The sequence below is a fragment of the Anoxybacillus sp. J5B_2022 genome (assembly GCF_026847645.1).
Classification (GTDB): Bacteria; Bacillota; Bacilli; order Bacillales; family Anoxybacillaceae; genus Anoxybacteroides.
In genome coordinates this window covers 1-19428 of sequence record NZ_JAPSMC010000055.1, presented here as the reverse complement: position 1 = coordinate 19428, position 19428 = coordinate 1, and the positions used below count along the sequence as shown (strand labels likewise).

Sequence of the window (19428 nt, the reverse complement as noted above, 5' to 3'; positions counted from 1 at the left end):
ATAGGTAAAAAATATCTTCAAATATCCGCGCCGAATGGATATTTGTTTGTCGATTATATACAGGCAAAAGTAAAAAACGGAAAATTGTATTTTATGGGAAAAGAAGCGCAAACGAATAAAGTAGCTATTTTAGTTTATGACTTGAATGTCCAAGCCCGGACGATTACAAACGGGCAAGTCTATGCCCTGCTGAATACTACTGTTGGTTATGATGGTTTTGAGATAGCACCAAACGGGGACATTTATCTAATAAGCGGGAGCACTCTATATTGTTTTGGACAAAACGGATCACCAAAAAACATACCGGGAACGTCCCAAACGAGTAGAAACTATGGCAGCTACTTACTCGACCTATTCGCTATTGTGGGGCAAGACGTGTATATGGAATCGCGCACAAACTATTATAACGATTTACAAATAAACCGCTATAACATCAATGATTTAGTGAACCCGCTAGACGTTAAAGTAATCCCACGGTCGTCCGTTGACGTTTACCAAAAATATTGCAAAGGTGTAGACTATATACCGGACGTAGATATGCTAGCGATTACGGTAGACGAGTACACATATTTTGTTGATCGCACAATGTTAGATTTGTCAAAAAATACACCGGTTAGAACAAGCGTAAGTAACTATTCGGCCATGACATACGACACGACGAAAAAACAATTTATAGAAATACGCCATACAACACCGACGGGACCGAGCGGCAATGATTACACAAAGCGCGACGTCACAATACGACCGTTAGGATATATAGGCGCTCGAAACCTATTGCCTAGCCCCGTAACCAAAACAAGCACGAACACGATGAAGTTAACCTATGACCTTTATATAGACAGTTTTTAGAGGTGAAACAAATGGAACGATTAGATGTTGCTTTTAAAACCGGCGCGGCTGTGATGGGGGCTGTGGTCGGTTTTCTTTTTGGTGGATGGTCAGAAGCATTGATTCTACTTTTATCACTAGTCGGCATTGATTATCTAACTGGTTTTTTAGCAAGTGCTGTGGAAGGAAAACTTTCTAGTCGTGTTGGTTTCCGTGGAATCCCAAAAAAGATTATGATTTTCGTTATGGTGGCAGTTGGTCATCTTGTTGATACAACGATTGGGACAAATCATATGTTTAGGGATGCAACGATTTTCTTTTATTGTGCGAACGAATTAGTTTCCATCATCGAAAATGCTGGACGAATGGGGCTTCCGGTTCCGGAAATATTACGACAAACGATTGATATTTTGCGTGGAAAAAGTGAGAAAAGGGAGAGTCAAAAATGAAAAAAATCTTTTGGGATAAAGGGCACGGCGGTAGTGATCCGGGAGCGGTAGCAAACGGATTGCAAGAAAAGGTTTTGACGCATAAAATCGTGGAGTATGCGACCGATTATTTAGCGGCTCATTACGAAGGGTTTACACAACGGGTTAGCCGCGAAGGCGATCAATCCCTTACTCTTGACCAACGCGCAGACATGGCAAACGCATGGAGTGCAGACGTATTTGTCAGCGTGCATATCAATGCTGGCAAAGGGACAGGATTTGAAATATATGTACATCCTAACGCATCGCCGCAGTCCATCGCTTTGCAAAACGTGCTACACGATGAAATTTTGTCCGCAATGCGTCAGTTCGGGAATGTCACGGATCGAGGCAAAAAACGAGCCAACTATGCCGTGCTCCGCGAAACGAAGATGCCGGCCGTACTCACGGAAAACCTGTTCATTGACTCGAACGATGCGAAGCATTTGAAAAACGAAGCGTTCCTCAAGGCGGTGGGCGAAGCTCATGCGCGCGGAGTGGCGAAGTTTTTGGGGTTGAGAGAAAAACCAAAAGTACAATCGCAACAAAAACCGTCTGACGGGAAACTCTACCGCGTGCAAGTCGGGGCGTTTAGCGACAGAAAAAACGCGGAACGGCTTGCGGAGGAATTGAAGAAAAAAGGTTATCCAGCGATTATCGTGTAATCCCTGCCAAACGGCAGGGGATTTTTTATAAGGTAAGAAAGTATAAAATTTTGCGATTGGGTAGAGAGCTGTCTAGCTCCAAGCGCCATCGGTGTGATGCGCTCCGCCCCTTCTTTCGGCGGCTAAGCCTCCTCGGCGGGGCTTGTGCGCTTTTCACCGATAGGCTGGCGCTTTGCACTTTTCTTAGAAAGATTTTATTGAGCGTTTATCTTCGATTTATTACAAATCAATGGTAAGAAAATTTCCTCTTTGGTAAGATTGTATTAGTATAGGAAACAGGCAGGGGGGAGCAAAAGTGTCTGCGTTGGACAAGCTAATTAAAAATAATGAATTTCCAATCGTATTTATTGGTTCAGGTTTATCGATGAGATATTTGAGAAATTTCCCAAACTGGAGAGGATTACTTGAATATCTATGGAACTTAACAGCAAAACAGTCAGATTTTTATGCTTTTCTTAACAGAACAAGAAGCGATATTGAAAAAGAAAATAAAGATCTAAAGCAGCCCGAGTTAGATTATTTAACAAATATTAAAGTTGGAACAATTTTAGAAGAAAAGATTAATGAATTATTTTATCAAGAAAAAATAAAAATTGATAATTTTAGTCAAAAAGAAGCGTTTGAGAAAAAAATCTCTCCTTTCAAGAAAGTTTTATCTAACAAGTTTTTAAAATACGAGTTTAAAGAAGAAATGTTAGATGAATTTGAATATTTTAAGAAAATGTTAATCAAAACTCAGATTATCCTAACAACAAATTACGATACCCTAATTGAGGATGCGTACAATTCAATTAGTAATTATGGTATTAAAACTTATATTGGGCAGAAGGGCTTTTTTGAGCAAACAATTGGCTATGCAGAATTATACAAGTTGCACGGCTGTGCTACTGAGCCTAAATCATTAATTATTTCTGAAAACGATTATAAACAGTTTGATAAAAATTCTGTACTAATTAGTGCAAAAATTATTTCACAGTTACTACATTCTCCTATCGTATTTCTAGGATACTCACTTACAGATCAGAATATCCGAAATATTATCAAAGACTTTTCTTCATCGTTAAGTGAAAAAGAATTAATGAGACTAGAATCTAAAATCATTGTTGTTGAAAGAGAGGAAGGGTTAAACGAAATTATAGAAGAAAGAATAAATGATAGTGACTTGAATTGTCGCTTTACTCATATAAGGACCGATAACTTTAGGGAGATTTACAAAAAGTTAGCTGAAATAAATCAAGGGGTAGCACCATCTGAGGTTAGAAAATATCAACATATAATCAAAAACTTAATCATTGAAAGAGGAAAAGAAGGTACTCTAAAATCCCTTCTTGTTGCACCGAGCCAACTTGATGAGTTAGAAAAAACGATTGGCAACAAAAAGCTAATTGTTGCACTCGGAGACAATACTTATATATTTGCAATGCCGGATGTAATAACATATATGTACGATTATATATTCGAAAAAAATGAGTTAAACACGGATATCGTGCTAAGGTTTTTAGCCAACCAGCCACCAAAATCAAGACTGCCATTTTTGAGACATGTTAACCAAGAAACGATTTCAAACAGCAACCTCCATCCTCATGAAAAGGAAAAATTAAAACAAAGATTAGAGAACCACGGAAATTTCTCAAAAGAGAGAGAAATGATAAATAGGTGGTACCAAATTCGGTTTAATACTTTAGAGGATATATTAAACGAAAATTACCCTCAAGAAAGGGAATATGGCATAATTGCATATAATATTGATAATTTAAACTTTACCGATGTAGAAAATTATATAAAAGAAGCGGTGGAAAGGTTAAAGGAAAACGGAGAAATTCGCATTAGTACGGAATTAAGAAGGCTTATATTATTGTATGATTTAAAGAAAAATAAAAGAGACAACGCCTAACCACCAAATGTGATTGCCATTGCCTCTTTTTTATTGCAGTAACATTATATGCTCATTATATAAATATTATTAGCCGCAGTCAATATTTTTTTCTCGATGGAGTTTAACTGTATGTTACTGCGTTGTAAATAACTCTTCTCATCTGGGAAGGGTTATTTTTCTTTATCTTCCTCAAATTCACACAGTTCCTCTAAAGACACACCGATTATGCGCGAAAGTACATAAGCTTCCTCCAAGTTTGGTTGCGTAACATTTTTACACCATTTATGGAAAGTTTGTTCCGATACCCCCATTTTCTCGGCCACGCGTTTTTGAATCAATCCTTTATCCTTTATCCAGTATTTTATTCTGTTGCGAAAAACACCTTTAATGGTTTCTCCCTCCCGAAAGTTAATAAGACCTTATTTCTTCAACATTACTTCAATTCCTCTAATATTTTAATTTAATAAAAATTAAATTAAAATTTAATTTTTAGGTATATCCCCGTTTAACTGTTCATAACATGTACCAAAGACGTCGCTCAGACGTCAAAACACTGAAAGGGGAAATGGAAAATGACAAAAGAATTAGCTCAGCAACTATTACAAATGAAAGACGTCTATTTGACGTCAGAGGGGAGAAAGATGCTTGAAGCTATTGTAAATGGAACAGCTCCGGTGACGTCAACAAAATGAGCGTGTATCGTCCGACTGTCCGATGCGCGCCTGTTTTTCGCGATTATGTCGATGCTGTGTTTCGAGCAACAACTTTAGACCGCAATCAAATTATTCGAGCAGCTCTTTTCACCGCAGCGCACACAAAAGAATTCCAAATGCTGTTGAAGCAATATCAGAAAAAAGACGTCCCTCTCCCCTGCCCTAGTTGGACGATGACAGACCACGAATTATGGCTGGAACAATGCCCAGAAAACAGAAGAGGAGGCGAGGACGTCAATGCTAACGCCACACGAAGAGGAGAAACTTCGATTGCTTCTGAGCATGTTGCAAGAACACAGCTACAACAACATGCATCGGCCACGAATCGACGTGTCGAACCGCCTGCGCGACGAGAGGGGGAGGTTTCTTCCGAACGACATCAACCTATACAGTTTCGGGAAACAGGGGGAATTGTTATTAGACTTGGATGACGTCACATATGAAGATGAACCGCCTCGCGAAATAAAGCTGGTGAAGGTGGATGGTACGTATGGAACGTATCGCATTGAAGAAAAGATGAAGCCAAGTGATGTGGTGATACTGGTGTGTTTTGTTATTGTTCTAATTATTGCTTATTTTTCTTAAAGAAAAGGCGGAGTGGATTCCGCCTTTTCTGCACTCGAAAATAATTTTGCACAAATTTTGCACGATACAAAAGAACGTGTGGCTCAAATATTGAAATATCAATACTTTTAGGTATATGGTTATTATCCTGCCGAGGGCGTATAAAGACTTGCTGCGAACGATGCAGCAGGTCTTTTTTTACGCGTTAAATGAATATATATAAACAAGATAGCGCTTACATTTCATTTCCATACCCGTCGTTTCGATGTTGTTGTACAATAAGGGAGAAGGGGGACTGGCTATGAGAGCTGAATTATTACAGGAACAACGGCTGAAGCTCGCGTTAACAAAAGAATTGACGCAAGCCATTGAGTTGCTTCAGTACTCTGCGCTTGAATTGCGTTCCGTTTTATATGAACAGTCATTAGAAAACCCTTTTTTAGAAGTGAAAGACGGCAAAATGGCTCGATTACATAAACGAGCGCTTTCTAAACAAGAACGAAATTGGATCGAAAACGTCAGCAAACCGTCAGACACGTTAGCGACGTATTTAGCAACACAGCTACATACGATGTCATTGTCCCCTAAAACACGGCAAATCATCGAGTATTTAATCGCTTCGCTCGACGAAGACGGGTATTTGCGCATCGACATGAAAGAAACGGCTCATTTTTTAGCCGTATCGGAGGTCGAACTAGAAGAAATTGTTCAACGGCTACAGTCGCTTGAGCCAGCAGGAGTGGGGGCAAGGTCGCTGCAAGAATGTTTGTTGCTTCAGTTGCAACGCTTGCCTGTGCGTCATGAATTAGCCGAAAAGATTGTCGCGGAGCATTTTACGGCATTTGCGGAAAAGGCGTGGAAGGCGCTAGCGAAACAATTACGTGTCAACGTGTCCGATTTGCAGCAAATATGGGACTTGATTCGCACGCTTGAACCGCGTCCGGGCAGCCATTACACGGCAGCAGATCTGCATTTTATCGTTCCGGATGTTATTGTCGAACGGCGTGGAGAAGACGTGTACGTATGGTTAAACGACGAGTTTCTCCCGGAAATTCGTTGGAATTACGTCTATGAGAAAAAAATGGCTAGTCGTTGTGACGAACAAGCAGAGCTATTTATGAAAGAAAAATATCGCCAATTTATGTGGCTAACGAAAAGTTTAGAGCAACGCAAACAAACGCTTATTGATGTGGCAAAAGAAGTGATGGATCGGCAAAAACAATGCTTGACGGAAGGATTAGCAGCGCTAAAACCGCTGACGATGCGGGAAGTGGCAGAGGCACTTAACATTCACGAATCGACTGTCAGCCGTGCGGTCAAAAACAAATATGTACAAACACCGTTCGGCACGGTCGAGTTGCGCCGCTTTTTTACAAGCTCGCTTGCATCGGTAAGCGATGAGGAAGAAGCATCGGCGGCCAAAACGAAGGCGCTCATTCGGCAGCTGATCGAGGCGGAGAACAAACGCGACCCGTTATCCGACCAAAAAATTGCCGATATGTTAGGCGAAACATACGGCATCGCTATCTCACGAAGAACGGTTGCGAAATATCGCGAGCAAATGCATATCCCTTCATCGGCGAAACGAAAACGATATTAGAGGTGTAAAAGATGATTGTCAATCTTTATTCGAAAATCGACTGTCCGCTTTGCGAGAAAGCGAAGGCAGTGTTACAGGAGTTACAACAAGAATGGAATTTCCAAATAAACGAGATCGACATTTATGAAAATGATGCCTTATTAGAAAAATATCAGCTCATGATTCCTGTGGTCGAAGTGGACGGGGAAGAGCTTGCTTACGGGCTTATTCACAAAGATTTCATAAGAAAGCGTTTACTGGAACGAATGGACAGTTGAACATCGACATAACTCCTGTTACAATAAAAATGTGGGGCAGGAGTATTTTTTTACACAAGCGGGACATAATAAGTCACACAGGGACAAATTAAGTCCAATGATTTTGTACAAGGGGAAGGGAAAAGAATTGCGGCCATTAATTGATGTACAAAAAAAATTATTACCTGATCTTCTTGAAATCATGCAAAAACGGTATCGCATTTTGCAATACATTCGGCTGATGCAGCCGATCGGCAGAAGGACGTTATCAGGAAGCATCGGAATAAGTGAGCGCATTCTTCGGGCGGAAGTGCAGTTTTTAAAAGAGCAAAATTTAATTTCGATCAGTTCAGCGGGAATGGCCGTAACGCCGGATGGCGAGGAACTGTTACAAACACTCGAAGATGTCATGAAAGAAGTATTAGGATTAAAAGATTTGGAAATGCAGCTTAAGCGCATACTTCCTATTGAGGACGCCATCGTGGTGGCCGGTGACAGCGACCTTTCTCCTTGGGTGAAAAAAGAAATGGGAAGAGCTTGTGTAACCTGCATGAAAGAAAGATTGACCAATAACAGCATCGTGGCAGTGACAGGTGGTACGACGCTTGCGGCGGTAGCGGAGATGATGACTGCCGACCTAAAGCAAAGCGATGTGTTGTTTGTTCCAGCCCGTGGCGGTCTAGGAGAGCACGTCGAAAATCAAGCGAATACGATTTGCGCTAAAATGGCCGAAAAAGCGATGGGGAATTACCGGCTTCTCCACGTGCCGGACTATTTGAGCAATGAAGCATATCAGTCGCTCATTGAAGAGACGGCGGTGAAAGAAGTGCTTCAGTTGATTAAATCATCCAACATGGTCGTGCATGGAATTGGTGATGCGATCACCATGGCGGAACGGCGCAAAACGTCTGAAGAAGAGATGGAAAAAATTAAAGACGGCCATGCGGTCGCGGAAGCGTTCGGGTATTACTTCAATCAGGAAGGCGAAGTCGTTCATAAAGTGCAAACGATCGGCATTCAGCTCGAAGACATTAAGCACGTCGGTCACGTTATCGCAGTTGCTGGCGGCGCCTCAAAAGCGAAAGCAATCAAAGCGTATATGAAACAAGCTCCCCGTTCAATTTTAATTACGGATGAAGGAGCGGCAAGGGCGTTAGTAAGGGAGTAACATCCCTCAATATAAACACTTTTATTTTTAAAGGAGGAACTATCCATGGCAGTGAAAATTGGGATTAACGGTTTTGGCCGTATCGGTCGTAACGTATTTCGTGCAGCGTTAAAAAATCCGAACATCGAAGTGGTGGCAGTTAACGACTTAACAGACGCAAAGACATTGGCACACCTTTTAAAATATGACTCTGTACACGGTACGCTAGATGCAGAAGTTTCTGTGAACGGCAATAACCTTGTGGTAAACGGAAAAGAAATTATCGTTAAAGCAGAGCGCGATCCAGCGCAACTAGGATGGGGCGAGCTTGGCGTTGACATCGTCGTCGAATCAACAGGCCGCTTCACGAAACGCGAAGATGCCGCGAAACATTTAGAAGCAGGCGCGAAAAAAGTCATCATCTCTGCACCGGCGACAAACGAAGACATTACGATCGTGATGGGCGTAAACCAAGACAAATACGACCCAGCAAACCATCATGTCATCTCGAACGCATCTTGTACAACAAACTGCTTGGCGCCATTTGCGAAAGTGTTGCATGAAAAATTCGGCATCATCCGCGGCATGATGACAACCGTTCACTCGTATACAAACGACCAACAAATTCTTGACTTGCCGCACAAAGATTTACGTCGTGCGCGTGCAGCGGCTGAATCCATCATTCCAACATCGACAGGAGCGGCAAAAGCGGTTGCCCTCGTTCTTCCGGAGTTAAAAGGAAAATTAAACGGCATGGCAATGCGCGTACCAACGCCAAACGTATCAGTCGTTGACCTTGTCGCTGAACTTGAAAAAGAAGTAACAGTAGAAGAAGTCAATGCAGCGTTAAAAGAAGCGGCAGAAGGCGAATTAAAAGGCATCCTTGCTTACAACGAAGAGCCGCTTGTATCTCGCGACTACAACGGAAATCCAGCATCTTCGACGATCGACGCTCTTTCGACAATGGTCATGGAAGGAAAAATGGTGAAAGTCATTTCTTGGTACGACAACGAAACAGGTTATTCTCACCGTGTCGTTGACCTTGCAGAATACATCGCATCAAAAGGTTTATAATTTTTTGGATTGTTTGCCCAAAACGGTTTATAATAAATAGTTGGAAATACCGAAAAGGGGAGCGGGGGTGATCCCCACTCCCTTTCTATGTATCACACAAATAAGGAGGCCTTTCCATGAACAAAAAAACCGTCCGTGACATCGATGTGAAAGGAAAACGCGTCTTTTGCCGCGTCGATTTCAACGTGCCTATGCAAAACGGTGTCGTCACCGACGATACGCGCATTCGCGCTGCGCTCCCAACGATTCAATATTTAATGGAGCAAGGGGCAAAAGTGATTTTGGCGAGCCATCTTGGCCGTCCGAAAGGAAAAGTTGTTGAAGAAATGCGCCTTACGGCGGTGGCAGAGCGGTTGAGTGAACTGCTCGGCAAGCGTGTTGTCAAAACGGATGAAGCGTATGGTGATGCGGTGAAAGCAGCCATTGCCGAAATGAACGAGGGTGACGTCTTGTTGCTTGAAAACGTGCGCTTCTATCCGGGCGAAGAAAAGAACGATCCAGAGTTGGCGAAGGCGTTTGCGGAATTGGCAGATGTGTACGTCAACGACGCGTTTGGCGCGGCACATCGTGCGCATGCTTCCACTGAAGGGATTGCACATTACTTACCAGCGGTTGCCGGATTTTTAATGGAAAAAGAGATCGAAGTGTTAGGAAAAGCACTTTCTAATCCAGACCGTCCGTTTACGGCAATCATTGGTGGGGCGAAAGTAAAAGATAAAATCGGCGTCATTGAAAATCTTTTGGATAAAGTCGACAACTTAATTATCGGTGGCGGGTTGGCATACACGTTCGTGAAAGCGCTCGGTCATGAAATCGGCAAATCGTTGTTAGAAGAAGATAAAATCGAATTAGCGAAATCGTTTATGGAAAAAGCAAAAGAAAAAGGCGTTAATTTTTATATGCCAGTCGATGCGGTCGTAGCCGATGCTTTTTCGAACGATGCCAATACAAAAGTCGTCAACATTGACGAAATTCCAAGCGACTGGGAAGGACTCGACATCGGTCCGAAAACGCGTGAATTGTACCGCGACGTCATTTTGAAATCAAAATTAGTCATTTGGAACGGTCCGATGGGCGTATTTGAAATGGATACATTTGCGGAAGGAACAAAAGCAGTCGCTCAAGCACTCGCTGATGCGAAAGATACATATACCGTCATCGGCGGTGGTGATTCCGCGGCAGCCGTTGAAAAATTTGGGTTAGCAGAGCAAATGGATCACATTTCGACAGGTGGCGGAGCGTCGCTTGAGTTCATGGAAGGAAAACAGCTTCCAGGCGTTGTTGCATTGAACGATAAATAAGACGAAAGAAAGGGGTAAAGCGATGCGTAAGCCGATTATTGCGGGAAACTGGAAAATGCATAAAACGCTTTCCGAAGCGCTTCAATTTGTGGAGGAAGTGAAAAACGCGGTGCCTTCTGCCCAACAAGTCGACTCTGTTGTTTGTGCGCCTGCGCTCTTTTTAGAGCGGTTAGTGGCAACGGTGAAAGGCACAGACTTAAAAATCGGCGCACAAAATATGCATTTTGAAGATCAGGGCGCATTTACCGGTGAAATTAGTCCAGTCGCGCTAAAAGATCTCGGCGTCGAATATGTGATTATCGGCCATTCCGAGCGCCGTGAGATGTTTGCAGAAACAGACGAAACCGTCAATAAAAAAGTGCTCGCAGCGTTCAAGCACGCGCTTATTCCGATCGTTTGCTGCGGAGAAACGTTAGCAGAACGGGAAAGCGGCCAAACAAATGGAGTGGTGGCGGCGCAAGTAGACAAAGCGTTAGACGGCCTCACGTCAGAACAGGTGAAGCAAGTGGTCATCGCCTACGAACCAATTTGGGCGATTGGCACAGGAAAATCTTCAACAGCCGAAGATGCGAATGAAGTGTGCGGCCATATCCGCGCGGTCATTGCGCAAAAATTCTCGCCGGAAGCAGCCGCTGCGGTTCGCATTCAATATGGCGGCAGCGTCAAGCCAAACAATATTCAGGAGTTTTTGGCGCAGGAGCATATTGACGGCGCGTTAGTCGGCGGCGCCAGCCTAGAACCACAATCGTTTTTACAACTCGTGGAGGCAGGAAAATGAGCAAAAAACCAGTTGCGTTGATTATTTTAGACGGGTTTGGGCTTCGTGACGAAACGTTTGGAAATGCGGTCGCCCAAGCGAAAAAGCCGAACTTTGACCGTTATTGGAACGAATATCCGCATGCGACATTAACGGCGTGCGGCGAAGCGGTCGGGCTTCCGGAAGGACAAATGGGAAATTCGGAAGTCGGACACTTAAACATCGGTGCCGGCCGCATTGTATACCAAAGCTTAACGCGCGTGAACATCGCCATCCGTGAAGGGGAATTCGAGCGAAATGAAACGTTTTTAGCGGCGATGAACCATGTGAAAGAAAAAGGTACGAACTTGCATATTTTCGGCCTTCTTTCCGACGGCGGCGTGCACAGCCATATTAACCACTTGTATGCATTGTTAAAATTAGCGGCAAAAGAAGGCGTAAAAAACGTCTACATTCACGGCTTTTTAGACGGGCGCGACGTCGGGCCTCAAACAGCGAAAAAGTACATTAACGAATTAAATGAACAAATCGCGCAAATCGGTGTCGGCGAAATTGCGACATTGTCCGGCCGCTATTATTCCATGGACCGCGACAAACGGTGGGAGCGCGTGGAGAAAGCGTATCGCGCAATGGTATATGGGGAAGGTCCGACATACCGCGACCCGCTAGCGTGCATTGACGACTCATATGCCCACGGCATTTACGACGAGTTCGTCTTGCCATCGGTCATCGTTCGCGAAGACGGAACGCCAGTGGCAACGATTCAAGATGAGGATGCAATTATTTTCTATAACTTCCGTCCAGACCGGGCGATTCAAATTTCCAACACGTTTACCAACGATGATTTCCGTTCGTTTGACCGTGGACCGAAACATCCGAAAAACTTGTTCTTTGTATGCTTGACGCACTTTAGTGAAACAGTAAAAGGGTACGTGGCGTTTAAACCAACGAACCTTGACAATACGCTCGGCGAAGTATTATCGCAAAACGGGTTAAAACAGCTGCGCATTGCTGAAACGGAAAAATATCCGCACGTCACATTTTTTATGAGCGGCGGTCGTGAAGAAAAATTCCCGGGTGAAGAGCGCATTTTAATCGATTCGCCGAAAGTAGCGACATACGATTTAAAACCAGAGATGAGCGCATATGAAGTAACCGATGCGTTATTAAAAGAAATTGAAGCAGACAAGTTTGATGCGATTATTTTAAACTACGCAAACCCTGACATGGTCGGGCATTCGGGAATGCTAGAGCCGACGATTAAAGCAGTCGAAGCGGTCGATGAATGTTTAGGAAAAGTCGTTGACGCGATTCTAGCAAAAGGCGGGGTCGCCATTATAACAGCAGACCACGGCAATGCGGATGAAGTGACGAATCCGGACGGCAGTCCGAACACGGCGCATACGACGAATCCAGTGCCGGTCATTGTAACGAAAAAAGGCATTACGCTTCGCGATGGCGGCATTTTAGGCGACTTAGCGCCAACGATGCTTGATTTATTAGGACTACAACAACCAAAAGAAATGACAGGAAAAACGTTAATTGTGAAATAAGAAAAGGAGAGATGAACAATGCCAACAATTGTTGATGTATATGCTCGTGAAGTATTAGATTCCCGTGGGAATCCGACAGTAGAGGTGGAAGTTTACACAGAATCTGGTGCATTCGGCCGCGCATTAGTGCCGAGCGGCGCATCGACTGGAGAATATGAAGCGGTAGAATTACGCGATGGCGATAAAGGTCGTTACCTTGGCAAAGGCGTACTAAAGGCGGTCGCAAACGTCAACGAAGTGATCGCTCCGGCGATTATCGGGTTTGATGTGACAGACCAAGTCGGCATCGACAAAACGTTAATCGAGCTAGACGGTACAGAAAACAAAGGGAAATTAGGGGCAAACGCGATTTTAGGCGTTTCGATGGCGGTGGCTCGCGCAGCGGCGGACTACTTAGAAGTGCCATTGTACCAATACTTAGGCGGCTTTAACGCGAAAACATTGCCAGTGCCAATGATGAACATTTTAAACGGCGGGGCGCATGCGGACAACAACGTTGACATTCAAGAATTTATGATTATGCCTGTCGGCGCTCCAACATTTCGTGAGGCGCTTCGCATGGGAGCAGAAATTTTCCATAGCTTAAAATCGGTATTAAAAGCAAAAGGCTACAACACAGCGGTTGGTGACGAAGGTGGCTTTGCGCCAAACTTAAAATCAAACGAAGAAGCGCTTGAAACAATTATCGAAGCGATTGAAAAAGCGGGATACAAACCAGGTACAGAAGTGATGCTTGCGATGGACGTGGCGTCTTCTGAGCTTTACAACAAAGAAACAGGCAAATATCATCTTGAAGGAGAGGGCGTTGTGAAAACGTCAGAAGAAATGGTTGCTTGGTATGAAGAGCTTGTCAATAAATATCCGATCATCTCGATTGAAGACGGCTTAGACGAAAACGACTGGGCTGGTCATAAATTATTAACAGAGCGCCTTGGCAAAAAAGTTCAGCTTGTTGGTGACGACTTGTTCGTAACAAATACGAAAAAATTAGCACAAGGCATCGAACAAGGTGTCGGCAACTCAATCTTAATTAAAGTCAACCAAATCGGTACGTTAACCGAAACGTTCGAAGCGATCGAAATGGCAAAACGCGCAGGCTATACAGCAGTAATTTCTCACCGTTCTGGTGAAACAGAAGATAGCACAATCGCCGACATCGCCGTCGCAACAAACGCAGGCCAAATTAAAACAGGTGCGCCATCACGCACAGACCGCGTCGCAAAATACAACCAATTGCTTCGCATTGAAGATCAATTAGGCGACACAGCGGTATACCAAGGAATGAAATCGTTCTATAACTTGAAGAAGTAATAAGCGAAAGGATGCCTCATGCAGGCATCCTTTTGGTGCGCTCGGCATGGGTGCAATCTCTAGGGTGAAAGTCCCGAACTGCGAAGGCAGAAGTAGCAGGTAGCTTAACGCAAGGGTGTCCGTGGTGACGCGGAATCTGAAGGAAGCGAGCGGCAAACTTCCGATCTGAGGAACACGAACTTCATAGAAGGCTAGGTATCATTGGATGAGTTTGCCAAACAAAACAAAGTCCTTTCTGCCGAAGGTGATACAGAGTAAATGAAGCAGATAGATGGAAGGAAAGATTGCACTCTTACCCGAGGAGGTCTGATGGAAACGTGAAGTACCCTTCATAACCTACTTAGTGATAAGTAGCTGAACCATCAGAAGTCAGCAGAGGTCATAGTACGAATTGGTCTAGAACGATTCGGAAGGACCGAACAGTCAAGAGAAAATAGCCCTTGGCATTCAGTCCGTCATGATGAACACAGAAAACATAGTACCTCCCAAGAGAAAGGAAACGGTGAATTCCGTGGGGGATCCCTTGGAGGGTGGAGTGACGACTGGCATAAGAAGATCAGCTATTTACGGAAGGAAGAATAACGATGCTTTTGAATCAAATTCTGTCACGGGAGAATATGCTTCTGGCATTGAAACGAGTAGAACAGAATAAAGGAAGCCATGGAGTAGATAGGATGCCCGTACAAAACCTGCGAACGCACATCGTCGAAACCTGGTCATCCATAAAAGAGGCTATTCTCAAAGGGACTTATGAACCCATGCCTGTCCGAAGAGTCGAAATCCCGAAATCTGATGGCGGTGTTCGGTTACTAGGTATCCCAACTGTGACAGACCGTTTGATTCAACAGGCAATTGCCCAAGTATTATCGAAGATATATGACCCTACATTTTCCGAACATAGCTATGGCTTTCGCCCAAATCGAAGTGCTCACGATGCAGTGAGGAAAGCACAGGGATATATCAAAGAGGGATACCGATGGGTCGTAGACATCGATTTAGAAAAGTTCTTTGATAAGGTAAACCATGACAGGCTCATGAGCACATTAGCGAAAAGAATCAAGGATAAACGACTATTGAAATTAATTCGTAAATATCTACAGGCGGGCGTCATGATTCATGGAGTCGTTTCAAGTACAGAGGAAGGAACACCGCAGGGTGGTCCACTAAGCCCACTACTCTCTAACATCGTTCTGGACGAACTCGATAAAGAGTTAGAACAAAGAGGGCATAAATTCGTTCGTTACGCAGACGACTGTAATATTTACGTGAAATCAAAAAGGGCAGGAGAACGAACAATGGCAAGCGTTCAACAATTCATAGAGCGCAAACTCCGCCTGAAAGTGAATATGAAGAAGTCGGCAGTAGACCGTCCTTGGAAACGAAAGTTTCTTGGGTTTAGTTTCACCGACTCAAAAGAGCCAAAAGTTCGAATCGCCAAAGAAAGTCTCAAACGAATGAAAAAGAAAGTACGAGAAATCACTTCCAGGAAGATGCCATATCCAATGGAGTATCGGATTCAGAAACTGAATCAGTACTGTAGTTGAGCAATTCCTGTAACAATAATTACCATATAAAAAGAGACAAACAGGGAACCCCTTATGCCACGTGAAGCTGTTTTTTCACGGCATCAATGGGAATATTTTGTTTTGCTGCGCTGTCGATAAATTCGACCATACTGTTGGCTTTCTTTGTTCGAAGGAGGTCGAGCCCATTCGAAAAATCGCTGTTGGACTCGAACATGCTGTATACATAAGTCAGTTGTACCAAAATCCAATACCGTTTCACCGCACGAACTTGACGAACGCGGTACCCATCGAGTTTCAGTTGGTCTTTCGACTGACGGAAAAAACATTCGATTGACCAACGTTCCGCGTAGTAGCGCAAGATATCTTCATCGCTCAGCTTGCGATCCGTGCTCAACACGCAATGAAGATGTTCCGATGTCATCGGTTGATCGGCTTTCCAAGCGAGGATCACCACTGCATCCTTGAGACCGTTCAGAGCACCTTCGTAGCGATACACCCGATAACGCTCTTTTCCCACCGTGACGAGGCGGGTATCCCGTGGCTCAATAGATTTGGCAAATTCCTTTGCTTGAATGGCCGTCCCTTTTGGATAGAGAATCCGATTCGTCTTCAGCATCGCGATGACGTGGAACCCTTTTTTCAAGCAGGCGCCCACGAGGGTTTTCGATGGATACCAAGAGTCCATGAGCACATAAACGGGTTGGCATGTATCTAAAGAAGAAAGCATCTCCATCGCAAGTTCCCCTTTGCTTTTCCCCGCCTTCTTGTCATAGAGACGAAAGGCAAAAGGAAATGCTTGAGTCATCGTATGAACCATGAGCCAAACGAGAGAATGTCCCCAGACAGACTTTTTATTCGTGTGAGAATCATGCCAATCACACCCTTGGATCGCGTGTGTTGCCCGTGACGAGGGCTTTGTTTTTTGACAAATCGTATCATCGATCGAAACAAAAATGGGTTGATTCTCTCGTTTCGAGCTGCATTCGACACGATGAAGCACCCACTGTTGGAGTTTGCGAAGCAACGTCTCTTCCTCCCATGGGCTTTTCGTGAAAAAATGACTGAGTGTCGTGCGATGGTTCGGATGAAAGCTCCCATGATGAAGATCGGTCAACGTCCCTGAAAAACCTTTCGTCACCATCGCATCCACGATATGAACGAGATGCTTCATCACAGGTTTCGAGAAATAAAGTGCCAACCCTAACATCGTGAAAAACTTGTGGATTCCTTGATGGTGTGCTAATCTATTCATGAGACATGAACCTCCTTGTGAATGGTTTGGTGACACATCTATTCTAACCAAGGAATCGGGTTCATGTCTCTTCTTTTGTTTGGTTGTAAATTTATGTTAGCAGATTTGCTCATCTACAGATGGTTTTTAATTATAGAAATTTCTTTATTTGCAAGTGCAATATGTGAAGAAATATTTTATAGATTTTATTTACCAAAATCAAATGTTATTGTAGAGTGTATAATAAGTGGTTTATTATTTAGTTTTGCGCACTTTATCGATAAGTATACAAGATCTGAATTTACTTTAAGCTCCTATATTATTTTATTCTTTTTAAGCATATGTTGGTTAATATCATTTAAAATTACTGGTTCGCTACTACCTGCAATATTAGGACATCTGCTATATAATTTACCAAAAACGGTGTCAACTATTTATCAATATCGAGTATCTTGTAAAGTAAAATCAGTAGAAATTAGTAAATAATAGGAGGAAACTCTAGTGAGTATTGAAATAGAGCGTAAATTTTTATTGACAAGATTTTCAAAGGAACAAATGAATAAAAAAAATATTAAACTAATCGATAAGAAAAAAATTAGTCAAAATTATTTGGCAATAGGTGAAGAAGAGATTCGCATTAGAAAAATAATTGATGAGTCCGAAGAGAACGCTAGTTACTTTATGACTTATAAAAAAGGAAACTCTTTAAAGAGAATAGAGCAAGAAATTGAAATTTTAAAAGAAACTTATGATCAGTTACAAGGAAATTTAAAGCCAATTAACAAAACAAGAAGTACTTTCAAATTTAATAATTATTTAATATATGTTGATGAATATGATGATTTTGATTTTTGTACCATCGAAATAGAATTTGATTCCGTTGAAGAATCATTAAACTTCGTTCCTCCTAGCTGGTTTGGAGAAGAGATTACTGTTAACAAAGATTATAAAAATCAAAGTTTATGGTTAAAACTTAATTTTAAGGCTATAAATCTTACTTAACGCTTCGACTTTTTAATTGATCATTATAAAAGGACTGCTAGGGATCAAATTTTTGCTGTCACCAATTACTTTGACATTATAACGAAATGGACATTTTTTTATTAATTGAAAGTAAAATCTTCAAATTAGACTTATATAATAGTATGAGAGGAGACTATGAGAGTAATCAACTCTATTTACGGTGAATTTGTCATTGAAGATATTTTAAAGGATTTAATTTATTCTAAGCCTGTGCAACGGTTAAAAAGAATCCATCAAGGAGGAGCAACTTTTTTAGTTAATAAAAGATGGAGTACCACTAGGTATCAGCATTCTATTGGGGTTATGTTACTCATAAAATTACTAAATGGTTCGATACTAGATCAAATTAAAGGGTTACTTCATGATATTTCACATACAGCTTTCTCTCATATTATTGATTATGTATATTCATTTAATGATGAAGACTTTCATGAATATTTTTACCAAAAAATTGTAAAAAATTCCGAGATACCAGATATACTTTCAAAGCATGGTTATAAATTGGAAGATATACTAAATTATAAATGTGATATTCTTGAAGAACCGTTACCAAACTTAAGTGCTGATCGTATCGATTATACATTACTAGATATGTATAATTTAGGAGTAATAAAAGAAAATGAAATAAAAAATTTTTTATCAGCACTGTCTATAAAAAAAGGTAAAATTGTAATAGATTCAATACCAATAGCAGAGTGGTTTGTAGAAATCTATTATAAGGAAGTAATTGGTTATTTCCAACATCCTAAAAATGTCTATAGTGCATATATTATGACCAAAGTCATTCGAGAAGCTATCAATAAACAAATTTTAAAATTAGAAGATTTGTTTCAAGATGATTATTATGTATTAGAGAAGCTAGTATCTTCTAACAATAGAGTTATAATAGATTTATTGAATAAATTAAACAATAAAATCGAAGTTGTTGATAATACCAATGATTTTAATATTTCTCTGAAGCATAAAAAAAGAATAATTGATCCTCTAATAATAAATAAAAATAAAATTATTAAATCATCCAGTGTTTCAAAGAAAATTAAAATGCTAAATCAGTTGGCTTCAAGAAAGTTTGAAAATGTAACATGTATTAAAAGGATTCAAGATGATATAGATTACGAACTCTTTTCATAAAATTGGTCTATATACATGCACTTTAAAGTAATGACTTCTGTATGAACACCTTTTTCCATGGCTATACTGCTCCTACATATTCATGTATAAAAGGAGCGGAAATGACATGAAACGTCTTAAAATTACGAATGATCACGGATGGACACCTCGAACCCTTCGGAAACAAGAACGGAAAATCAAAGATGCTTCGCTTCGTGCTCGGGTGACTGCCGTTCGCCTCGTCATGGAAGGGTATCTTGGCAAAGACGTCGCAAAAATGATTCATTTATGCCGTCAATCGGTTGCCCTCTATGTCTCACGCTTTAACGAAGGGGGGCTCGATCGTTTACTCGATCGCCGCTTGCCACCCGGTCGTATGCCGTTTCTTACGGAAGAACAACAACAAGAAATTAGACAACTCGTCTTAACCACCACCCCTGTGGAGG

At 42.1% G+C, this 19428-nt stretch carries 19 protein-coding genes and 1 pseudogene; 18 read left to right on the top strand and 2 right to left on the bottom strand.

The features are described from left to right. The 4 genes from M4I42_RS13400 to M4I42_RS13385 form a co-directional block, all read left to right on the top strand. Positions 1–849 (top strand): hypothetical protein (locus M4I42_RS13400; protein WP_268852616.1); only part of this gene is annotated, 849 nt, incomplete at its 5' end. 11 nt (positions 850–860) lie between these two features. Next, positions 861–1277, top strand: coding sequence for a phage holin family protein (locus M4I42_RS13395; protein ID WP_268852615.1), 417 nt, complete (start codon positions 861–863; stop codon positions 1275–1277). Further along, a complete protein-coding gene (locus M4I42_RS13390) occupies positions 1274–1960 on the top strand; it encodes an N-acetylmuramoyl-L-alanine amidase (RefSeq protein WP_268852614.1) in 687 nt (228 codons plus the stop codon). The genes M4I42_RS13395 and M4I42_RS13390 overlap by 4 nt, the downstream gene beginning before the upstream one ends. A 295-nt stretch (positions 1961–2255) precedes the next feature. After that, entirely contained in the window at positions 2256–3854 is a 1599-nt protein-coding gene (locus M4I42_RS13385) for an SIR2 family protein (RefSeq protein WP_268852613.1), read from the top strand. 152 nt (positions 3855–4006) lie between these two features. Here the strand turns inward: M4I42_RS13385 and M4I42_RS13380 are convergent, their stop codons facing one another. Then, positions 4007–4201: a helix-turn-helix transcriptional regulator gene (locus M4I42_RS13380; RefSeq protein ID WP_268852617.1), complete on the bottom strand. Its 195-nt coding sequence runs from the start codon at positions 4199–4201 to the stop codon at positions 4007–4009. Between the two features lie 585 nt (positions 4202–4786). Between M4I42_RS13380 and M4I42_RS13375 the strand changes: the two genes are divergently transcribed. The 10 genes and pseudogenes from M4I42_RS13375 to ltrA all read left to right on the top strand — a co-directional run. Further along, positions 4787–5134 carry a hypothetical protein gene (locus tag M4I42_RS13375; RefSeq protein ID WP_268852612.1) on the top strand — a complete coding sequence of 116 codons (348 nt, stop codon included), beginning with the start codon at positions 4787–4789 and terminating at the stop codon, positions 5132–5134. A 280-nt stretch (positions 5135–5414) separates the two neighbouring features. Continuing rightward, on the top strand, positions 5415–6713 hold the full coding sequence (rpoN, locus tag M4I42_RS13370) for an RNA polymerase factor sigma-54 (RefSeq protein ID WP_268852611.1): 1299 nt from the start codon (positions 5415–5417) through the stop codon (positions 6711–6713). Positions 6714–6724: 11 nt separating this feature from the next. Next, positions 6725–6970 carry a glutaredoxin family protein gene (locus M4I42_RS13365; RefSeq protein ID WP_268852610.1) on the top strand — a complete coding sequence of 82 codons (246 nt, stop codon included), beginning with the start codon at positions 6725–6727 and terminating at the stop codon, positions 6968–6970. A gap of 127 nt (positions 6971–7097) precedes the next feature. Beyond that, positions 7098–8117 carry a sugar-binding transcriptional regulator gene (locus M4I42_RS13360; protein WP_328284625.1) on the top strand — a complete coding sequence of 340 codons (1020 nt, stop codon included), beginning with the start codon at positions 7098–7100 and terminating at the stop codon, positions 8115–8117. Between the two features lie 45 nt (positions 8118–8162). Then, a complete protein-coding gene (gene gap / locus M4I42_RS13355) occupies positions 8163–9170 on the top strand; it encodes a type I glyceraldehyde-3-phosphate dehydrogenase (protein ID WP_268852608.1) in 1008 nt (335 codons plus the stop codon). A 116-nt stretch (positions 9171–9286) separates the two neighbouring features. Next, positions 9287–10471: a phosphoglycerate kinase gene (locus M4I42_RS13350; protein ID WP_268852607.1), complete on the top strand. Its 1185-nt coding sequence runs from the start codon at positions 9287–9289 to the stop codon at positions 10469–10471. Positions 10472–10493: 22 nt separating this feature from the next. Then, entirely contained in the window at positions 10494–11249 is a 756-nt protein-coding gene (gene tpiA, locus M4I42_RS13345) for a triose-phosphate isomerase (protein ID WP_268852606.1), read from the top strand. After that, on the top strand, positions 11246–12781 hold the full coding sequence (gene gpmI / locus M4I42_RS13340) for a 2,3-bisphosphoglycerate-independent phosphoglycerate mutase (RefSeq protein WP_268852605.1): 1536 nt from the start codon (positions 11246–11248) through the stop codon (positions 12779–12781). The genes tpiA and gpmI overlap by 4 nt, the downstream gene beginning before the upstream one ends. 18 nt (positions 12782–12799) lie before the next feature. After that, on the top strand, positions 12800–14092 hold the full coding sequence (gene eno / locus M4I42_RS13335) for a phosphopyruvate hydratase (RefSeq protein WP_268852604.1): 1293 nt from the start codon (positions 12800–12802) through the stop codon (positions 14090–14092). A gap of 584 nt (positions 14093–14676) precedes the next feature. Next, positions 14677–15627, top strand: a pseudogene (ltrA, locus tag M4I42_RS13330) (group II intron reverse transcriptase/maturase); the annotation flags it as partial. Positions 15628–15688: 61 nt separating this feature from the next. Here ltrA and M4I42_RS13325 read toward each other — a convergent pair. Continuing rightward, positions 15689–16870 (bottom strand): IS701 family transposase, encoded by a 1182-nt coding sequence (locus tag M4I42_RS13325; RefSeq protein WP_268852603.1) that lies wholly within the window; start codon positions 16868–16870, stop codon positions 15689–15691. A 93-nt stretch (positions 16871–16963) separates the two neighbouring features. Between M4I42_RS13325 and M4I42_RS13320 the strand changes: the two genes are divergently transcribed. The 4 genes from M4I42_RS13320 to M4I42_RS13305 form a co-directional block, all read left to right on the top strand. After that, on the top strand, positions 16964–17335 hold the full coding sequence (locus M4I42_RS13320) for a CPBP family intramembrane glutamic endopeptidase (protein ID WP_268852602.1): 372 nt from the start codon (positions 16964–16966) through the stop codon (positions 17333–17335). A gap of 15 nt (positions 17336–17350) precedes the next feature. After that, positions 17351–17851 carry a CYTH domain-containing protein gene (locus M4I42_RS13315; protein ID WP_268852601.1) on the top strand — a complete coding sequence of 167 codons (501 nt, stop codon included), beginning with the start codon at positions 17351–17353 and terminating at the stop codon, positions 17849–17851. A 156-nt stretch (positions 17852–18007) separates the two neighbouring features. After that, entirely contained in the window at positions 18008–19003 is a 996-nt protein-coding gene (locus tag M4I42_RS13310) for an HD domain-containing protein (RefSeq protein ID WP_268852600.1), read from the top strand. Positions 19004–19109: 106 nt separating this feature from the next. Next, the coding region (locus M4I42_RS13305) for a helix-turn-helix domain-containing protein (RefSeq protein ID WP_268852599.1) at positions 19110–19428 on the top strand (319 nt) is incomplete at its 3' end.